General features: G+C 70.0%; 7 protein-coding genes. 2 read left to right on the top strand and 5 right to left on the bottom strand.

The annotated features are described in order from the left end of the window. The 4 genes from grxD to AACZ35_RS11335 form a co-directional block, all read right to left on the bottom strand. Positions 1–900: Grx4 family monothiol glutaredoxin (gene grxD, locus AACZ35_RS11350; protein WP_339829311.1), on the bottom strand; the 900-nt coding region annotated here is incomplete at its 3' end. A gap of 96 nt (positions 901–996) precedes the next feature. Continuing rightward, positions 997–1635 (bottom strand): GDSL-type esterase/lipase family protein, encoded by a 639-nt coding sequence (locus AACZ35_RS11345; RefSeq protein ID WP_339829314.1) that lies wholly within the window; start codon positions 1633–1635, stop codon positions 997–999. A gap of 19 nt (positions 1636–1654) precedes the next feature. Next, positions 1655–2896 carry an aminotransferase class I/II-fold pyridoxal phosphate-dependent enzyme gene (locus AACZ35_RS11340; protein WP_339829308.1) on the bottom strand — a complete coding sequence of 414 codons (1242 nt, stop codon included), beginning with the start codon at positions 2894–2896 and terminating at the stop codon, positions 1655–1657. A gap of 73 nt (positions 2897–2969) precedes the next feature. After that, the gene (locus tag AACZ35_RS11335) at positions 2970–3356 is read right to left on the bottom strand and encodes a DUF4345 family protein (protein ID WP_339829305.1); all 387 of its coding nucleotides are present in this window, start codon (positions 3354–3356) and stop codon (positions 2970–2972) included. Between the two features lie 61 nt (positions 3357–3417). Here AACZ35_RS11335 and rsgA point away from each other — a divergent pair, with 61 nt between their 5' ends. Beyond that, on the top strand, positions 3418–4497 hold the full coding sequence (gene rsgA / locus AACZ35_RS11330) for a ribosome small subunit-dependent GTPase A (protein ID WP_339829303.1): 1080 nt from the start codon (positions 3418–3420) through the stop codon (positions 4495–4497). A gap of 18 nt (positions 4498–4515) precedes the next feature. Here the strand turns inward: rsgA and AACZ35_RS11325 are convergent, their stop codons facing one another. Then, a complete protein-coding gene (locus tag AACZ35_RS11325) occupies positions 4516–5193 on the bottom strand; it encodes a hypothetical protein (RefSeq protein ID WP_339829301.1) in 678 nt (225 codons plus the stop codon). A gap of 104 nt (positions 5194–5297) precedes the next feature. On the opposite strand from AACZ35_RS11325, the gene AACZ35_RS11320 reads away from it, so the two are divergent. After that, positions 5298–6162 (top strand): tyrosine/phenylalanine carboxypeptidase domain-containing protein (locus AACZ35_RS11320; RefSeq protein ID WP_339829299.1); only part of this gene is annotated, 865 nt, incomplete at its 3' end.

Here is a 6162-nt window from a genome sequence, read left to right as displayed (position 1 = left end):
CGACGACCAGGCTTCGATGCCGCCTTCGACGTTGTAGAGGTCGTGGAAACCCAGGCCGCGGAAGTATTCGGCGGCCTGGCGGCTGGAATTGCCGTGGTGGCACAGGAAGGCCAGCGGCAGGTCCTTGGGCAGGGCCTCGAGGCGTTCGCGGCTGTCTTCGTCCAGCACCTCGTGCGGGTGCGGGAACGGCGCCAGGGCGCGTTCCGCGGCCGGGCGCACGTCGACGACGTCGATGGTGCCGGCGATGATGTGGTCGTGCAGCTGCTGCACGCCCATCGGCTTCACCGCGGCCGGCGCGTTCGGGTTGTGGATGGCCAGGCCGGCGCCGCGGGCGTCTTCCACCCAGTCGATGCGCAGGCCGCGCGCGCGCGGCACGCTGGCCAGGTCCAGGTGCAGACGGATGCCGGCGGCTTCGGTCACCACTTCGTTGCCGTTGGCTGGCTTGAGTTCGAAGCGGGCGTTGAAGCGCGGATCCACCGACAGGTGCAGCACGGCGCCGTCGTCGCCGTTATCCAGCGCGCGGCTGATCGCCTCGGCCGCGGCCGGGGTGATCTCGATTTCCGGCGGGCTGCGGTCGGGCGCGGGCAGGCCCAGCATCTGGTGCAGTTCGCCGCTGTTGAGCATCTGCTCGATGATGTCGCTGCCGCCGAGCAGTTCGCCGCCGACGTAGAGCTGAGGAATCGTCGGCCACTGGCCATACACCTTGATGCCCTCGCGAACCTCCGGGTCCGACAGCACGTCGACATGGCCGAAGGACGGCACCAGGCCCTTCAGGATGCCCGCGGCCTTGGCCGAAAAGCCGCACTGCGGCATGTCGGGATTGCCCTTCATGAAAAGCACGACGTGGTTCGCAGCGAGGATGCCTTCGATGCGGGCGCGGGTATCGGGGGAGAGGGACATGGGGGAACTCCTTGGAAATCCCCGCAATTGTAGCGTGGCTGGCAAAGGGGTCAGGTGCATTTAAGCGCTTTGCGCGCAAATGCACCTGACCCCTGTTCAGCGATCAGCTAACAGCCGCTCGGCGAAGGGCAGGGCCAGCGCCGTCCAGTCGGCATAGGCGCGGGCCGAGGGGTGCAGGCCGTCCTCGGCCAGGCGGTCGGGCTGGTTGCCGGGGCTGCGGCTGGCGGGCGTGATGTCCACGAAGGCCACGCCCCGGGCCGCGCATTCGGCGGCGGCGGCGGCGTTGTAGGCGTCGAGTTCGCTGGCGATGCGCGCGGTGTCGCGGCCGCTGGCCTGGCCGAAGGGGGTGACCCCCCAGTCCGGGATCGACAGCACCAGCACCCGGTCGGCGCGGCCGCCGGCCAGCTGGATCGTGCGGTCGAGCAGGCCCGCGAACTCGCCGCGGTACTCGTCCACCGGCCGGCCCCGGTACTGGTTGTTCACGCCGATCAGCAGGCTGGCGAAATCCCACTGGCCCAGCGGTTCGGCGGCGTCCATGGCCGCCGACAGCTCGTCGGTGGTCCAGCCAGTGGTGGCGATGAAACGCGGCGCGGCCAGCGGCACGCCGCGTTCGCGCAGCGCCGCGGCCAGCTGCACCGGCCAGCGCCCTTCTTCGGGTACCGACTCGCCGATGGTGTAGGAATCGCCCAGCGCCAGGTAACTGATTTCGCCGGGCTCACCGGCGGGCAGCGCCATGGCCATCGCCAGCAGCGCCTCAGGCCACATGCCGCTTGCGCTGGCCCGCGCGCGCCGACAGCACCCGGTCGATGCGCTCGAAAACTTCGCGCACGACCGGCGCCTCCGGCAGCAGGGTGATGCGGAAGTGGCGCGAGCCGGGCACGTTGAAGCCGCTGCCCGGCACCACCAGCACGTCCTCGTTTTCCAGCAGCTCCAGCGCGAAGGCCTGGTCGTCGAATCCGTCGGCCGCCGGGCCCACGACCTGCGGGAAGGCATACAGCGCGCCCATCGGCGCCACGACCGACAGATGCTCGCTGGCCGCGCAGCCGTCGATCACGGCCTGGCGCGATTCGTAAAGGCGCCCGCCCGGCACGGTGAGTGCGCGGATGGTTTCCGGGCCCTGCAGCGCCGCCGGCACCGCGAACTGGCCCGGCACGTTGGCGCACAGGCGCATGGCGCTGAGCAGGTCCAGGGCATGGTGGAAGTCGCCCACGCGCAGCGGGTCGCCCGACAGCACCGCCCAGCCCACGCGCCAGCCGCAGGCGCGCCAGACCTTGGACAAGCCGCCGAAGCTCAGGCAGGGCACGTCGCCGGCCAGCGGCGCCAGCGCGGTGAACGTCGCGTCTTCGTAGGTGATGCCGTCGTAGATCTCGTCGGCCATCAGCAGCAGGCCGTGGCGCGCGGCGATGTCCACCAGCCGCTGCAGCAGCGCCGGCGGGTAGTTGGCGCCGGTGGGGTTGTTCGGGTTGATCACCACCAGCGCGCGGGTGCGCGGCGTCACCAGCTTTTCGATTTCATCCGGGTCGGGCAGGAAGCTGTTTTCCGGCGCGCAGCGGTAATACACCGGCCGGCCCTGGTTGAGGATGGTGGCGGCGCTCCACAGCGGGTAGTCGGGCGAGGGCAGCAGCACTTCGTCGCCCGGGTTGAGCAGCGCCCGCAGCGACATGTCGATCAGCTCGCTGACGCCGTTGCCGACGAACACACGCTCGGCGCAGGCATTGGGTGTGCCGCGTTCGCGGTGCGCCTGGGCCACGGCTTCGCGGGCCAGCGGCAGGCCCTGCTGGTGGGTGTAGGCGTCGGATTCGGCCACGTGCGCGGACAGGGCCTGCTGCAGGTGGTCGGGGGCGCGGAAACCGAAGGCGCCCGGGTTGCCGATGTTCAGGCGGATCAGATGCCGGCCCTGGCCCTCGAGTTCGCGGGCGCGGCGGGAAAGTTCGCCGCGGATGTCGTAGCGGACCTCGCGAAGGCTGTCGCGGGTCGGCATGGGGCTGTGGGGCATGGTGCAGCGGGCTCGGGCAGGGGACTTGGGCCCGAGGTTAACGGAATCTTGACGTGCTTTCAGCCGGCTTGTTTCAGCCCGGCCGTGGCCCGCGCCGCAGGGCCAGGATGGCCGCGAGGGTGAAGCCCAGCTCCCAGACCAGGGCGCCGGCGAAAAAAGTGGTGAACTCGCCGCTCAGGGCGATGCCCAGCAGGCGGGCCGCGCCGATGCCGCCGTTGACCAGGGCCACCGACCACAGACCGGCCTCGCGCCAGGCCGGCCGCGCCGCGCAGACCAGCAGGAAGGTGCCCAGGCCCAGTTCCAGCCCGCCGTAGAAGGCCCGCAGCTCCACCAGTCCCGCCGGGCTGCCGGTGATGCCGACCCCCGCCAGTACCGCCGCCGGCGCGGCCGTAATCGCCACGCCAAAGCCCAGGAAGCCCAGGCCGGCCAGCACCAATACCCACTTGCCGAAGTTTTCCATGGGGCCAGCATGGCCCCGGGAAAGTGAGCAGGGCGTGTTGGCCGGCGTATCATCGCCGCCAATGCAGCTCCTTGAAGAAGACCTCGCCCCCCTGCGCGCCCTCGGCTGGCCCGACGACGACGCGTCGCGCGAGGCCCTGGCCGCCGCCGCCGGCCACCGCCTGGCGCGCGTCGCCAGCCAGCACCGCACCGCCTACGACGTGGCCACCGGCCCCGACGAGATGCAGATGAAGGTGCAGCCGCCCATGCCCTGGACCCGGCCGCGTTTCCCGCCCGACCAGCGCGCGGCGGTCGGCGACTGGGTCACCCTGGACGAAAGCGGCAAGACCATTGTCGACCTGCTGCCGCGGCGGTCCATCCTCAAGCGCGGCGCCGCCGGCGAACACCATCGCCAGCAGCTGATCGCCGCGAACGTGGACCACGTGCTGGTGGTCGTCGGGCTCGACCAGGACTTCAACCCGCGCCGCATCGAACGTTACCTCGTGCTTATCCGCGCCAGCGGCGCCGACCCCGTGCTGGTGCTGACCAAGGCCGACCAGTGCGAGATCGTCGAGGACTGCATAGACCTGCTGGCCGAGGTCGCCGATTCCGGCGTGCCCATCCACGCGGTCAATTCCAAGGACCCCGACAGCACCGCCGTGCTGCATCCCTACCTGGGCCCAGGCCGCACCGTGGTGCTGGTGGGCAGCTCCGGCGCCGGCAAATCCACGCTGACCAACACCCTGCTGGGCCGCGAAAAGATGAAAACCAATGCTGTCCGCGCGAACGATTCGCGCGGCCGGCACACCACCACCGCGCGCGTGCTGCTGCCGCTGCCGCAGGGCGGCTGCCTGATCGATACGCCGGGCATGCGCGAAGTAAAACTCAGCGGCGACGAAGACGTGGCCGACGCCTTCGAAGACGTCGAAGCGCTGGCGGCCAACTGCCGCTTCCGGGACTGCGCCCACGTCAACGAACCCGGCTGCGCCGTGCAGGCCGCCGTCGAGGACGGCAGCCTGGACGAAGCGCGTTACGCCAACTACGCCAAGCTGCGCGACGAAATGGAAGCCGCGGCCACGTCACTGGCCGAACGCAAGGCCGACGCCCGGGTCCTGAACAAGGCGCTCAACAAACGCCTGAAGGACAAGTACGGCCGCCGCTGAGGGCGGCGGCCGCCCGGCTTACAGGCCGTGGCGCTCGAAGGCGCTGCGCTGCTTGGCCAGGTAGTCCTCGAAGGCGCGGTCGTAGGCGAGCCGCCAGTTGGCCTCGCGGCCGCTCTGGCCCTTGTTGATGCCGTAGGCCGAGACGGTGAATTTCCGGTCGCCGACCGGGTCCACGACCTCGAAGTCCATGCGCAGCTTGGCTTCCATGGACACCGACCAGAATCCGGGACTGAACCAGGCCCAGAATTCCTTGATGTCCACGCGCAGCCGGATCGCGTCCGCGGGCGCCTGCGCGCCGGCTTCCAGCACCCGGATGCCACGCTCGTGCAGGCCGGTGGTGACCAGGTCGCGGGTCAGCGTTTCCACCGTCTCGCCGCCTTCGAGCAGGATGTCGCCCAGGGCCATGCCGTAGCCGTTGCGCTTGCGCGCGATCGCGCGCTTGCGGCCTTCGGCGTCGAGCACGTAGTCGCTGCCTTTCTTGAGCGAGGGAATGCTGGGGTCGCGCGGGTCGGTTTCGAAAACGCGCTGGTCGCGCACCCATTCGATGACCGCGACGCGGTCGCCGGTCGGCTCAGCGTAGTCGGCCTTGGCGCCGGGGACGCCAAGCGCCATTTCGCCGCGGCTGGTGGCGCAGGCGCTGGAAAGAAGCGCAAGCAGTAGCACCAGGCCAAGCCTGGCAAGGGTGGTGTTTCGCATGATTTCCCCTGGATACATTGGCGGCGGTCGCCGCCGGGCTACAGTAGTGGCGGCCCCGGCGGACCCGCAATGCGCCGGCCCGAGAATTTTTCAGGTTTGCAGCCATGCCTTTTTCCGCGACCACGCTTGAACACCACGCCGCGCTCGACGCACGCCTGGTGGCGGCGGTGCGCGGGATCCGGCTGCTGCAGGCGGTGAGTTGGCCGCAGCACGTGCAGCAGGACTTCCTGGCCGCCTGGCGCGCCGGCCGCAGCGTGCTGCCGCAGGTGCGCTACGCGGTGCCCGACCTGGCCGACGTGCGCCGCGAACTGGCCGTGATCGCCGACGCCGCCGATGCCGACGAGCCGCTGGGCCTGTACCTGCGTCGCACCGCCGACAGCTGGTCGGTGGCGACGCAGCTGCTTGAATCCGTGGGCACGGCCGATGTCACCGAACATTCCGTGCGCCTGTTCGGCCGCCCCGGCGACCGGCTGCCTGGCGACGGACCCAGCAACCTCGATGCCGCCCGCCACTTCATCGAAGTCGCCGACGAACTGGACCAGGAGCTGCACAACGCCGAGGCCGACTACGTGCTTTCGGCGGAAACCGTGCGCAGCGAACTGCAGCATTCGCTCGACGCATTTTTCGTGCACCACCAGGTGATGGTCGAACTGGACCCTGACCTGATCGCCAAGGCCGCCGCCGGCCCCACCCGCATCCGCCTGCGCAGCGGCACCGGTTTCAGCGAATACGACCGCCACCAGCTGCTCGAACACGAGGCCTTCGTGCACACGCTGACCGGCCTCAACGGCCGTGAGCAGCCGCATTTCAAATCGATGGCGCGAAACTCGCCGCGGGTCACCGCCACCCAGGAAGGCCTGGCCACCTTCGCCGAACTGGTGACCGGCGCGATCGACATCGAACGGCTCAAGCGCATCAGCCTGCGCATCATCGCCATCCACATGGCAATGCATGGCGCCGACTTCATGG

This window comes from uncultured Arenimonas sp., from assembly GCF_963976025.1.
Lineage (GTDB): Bacteria > Pseudomonadota > Gammaproteobacteria > Xanthomonadales > Xanthomonadaceae > Arenimonas.
This window is presented reverse-complemented; position numbering and strand designations above follow the sequence as displayed.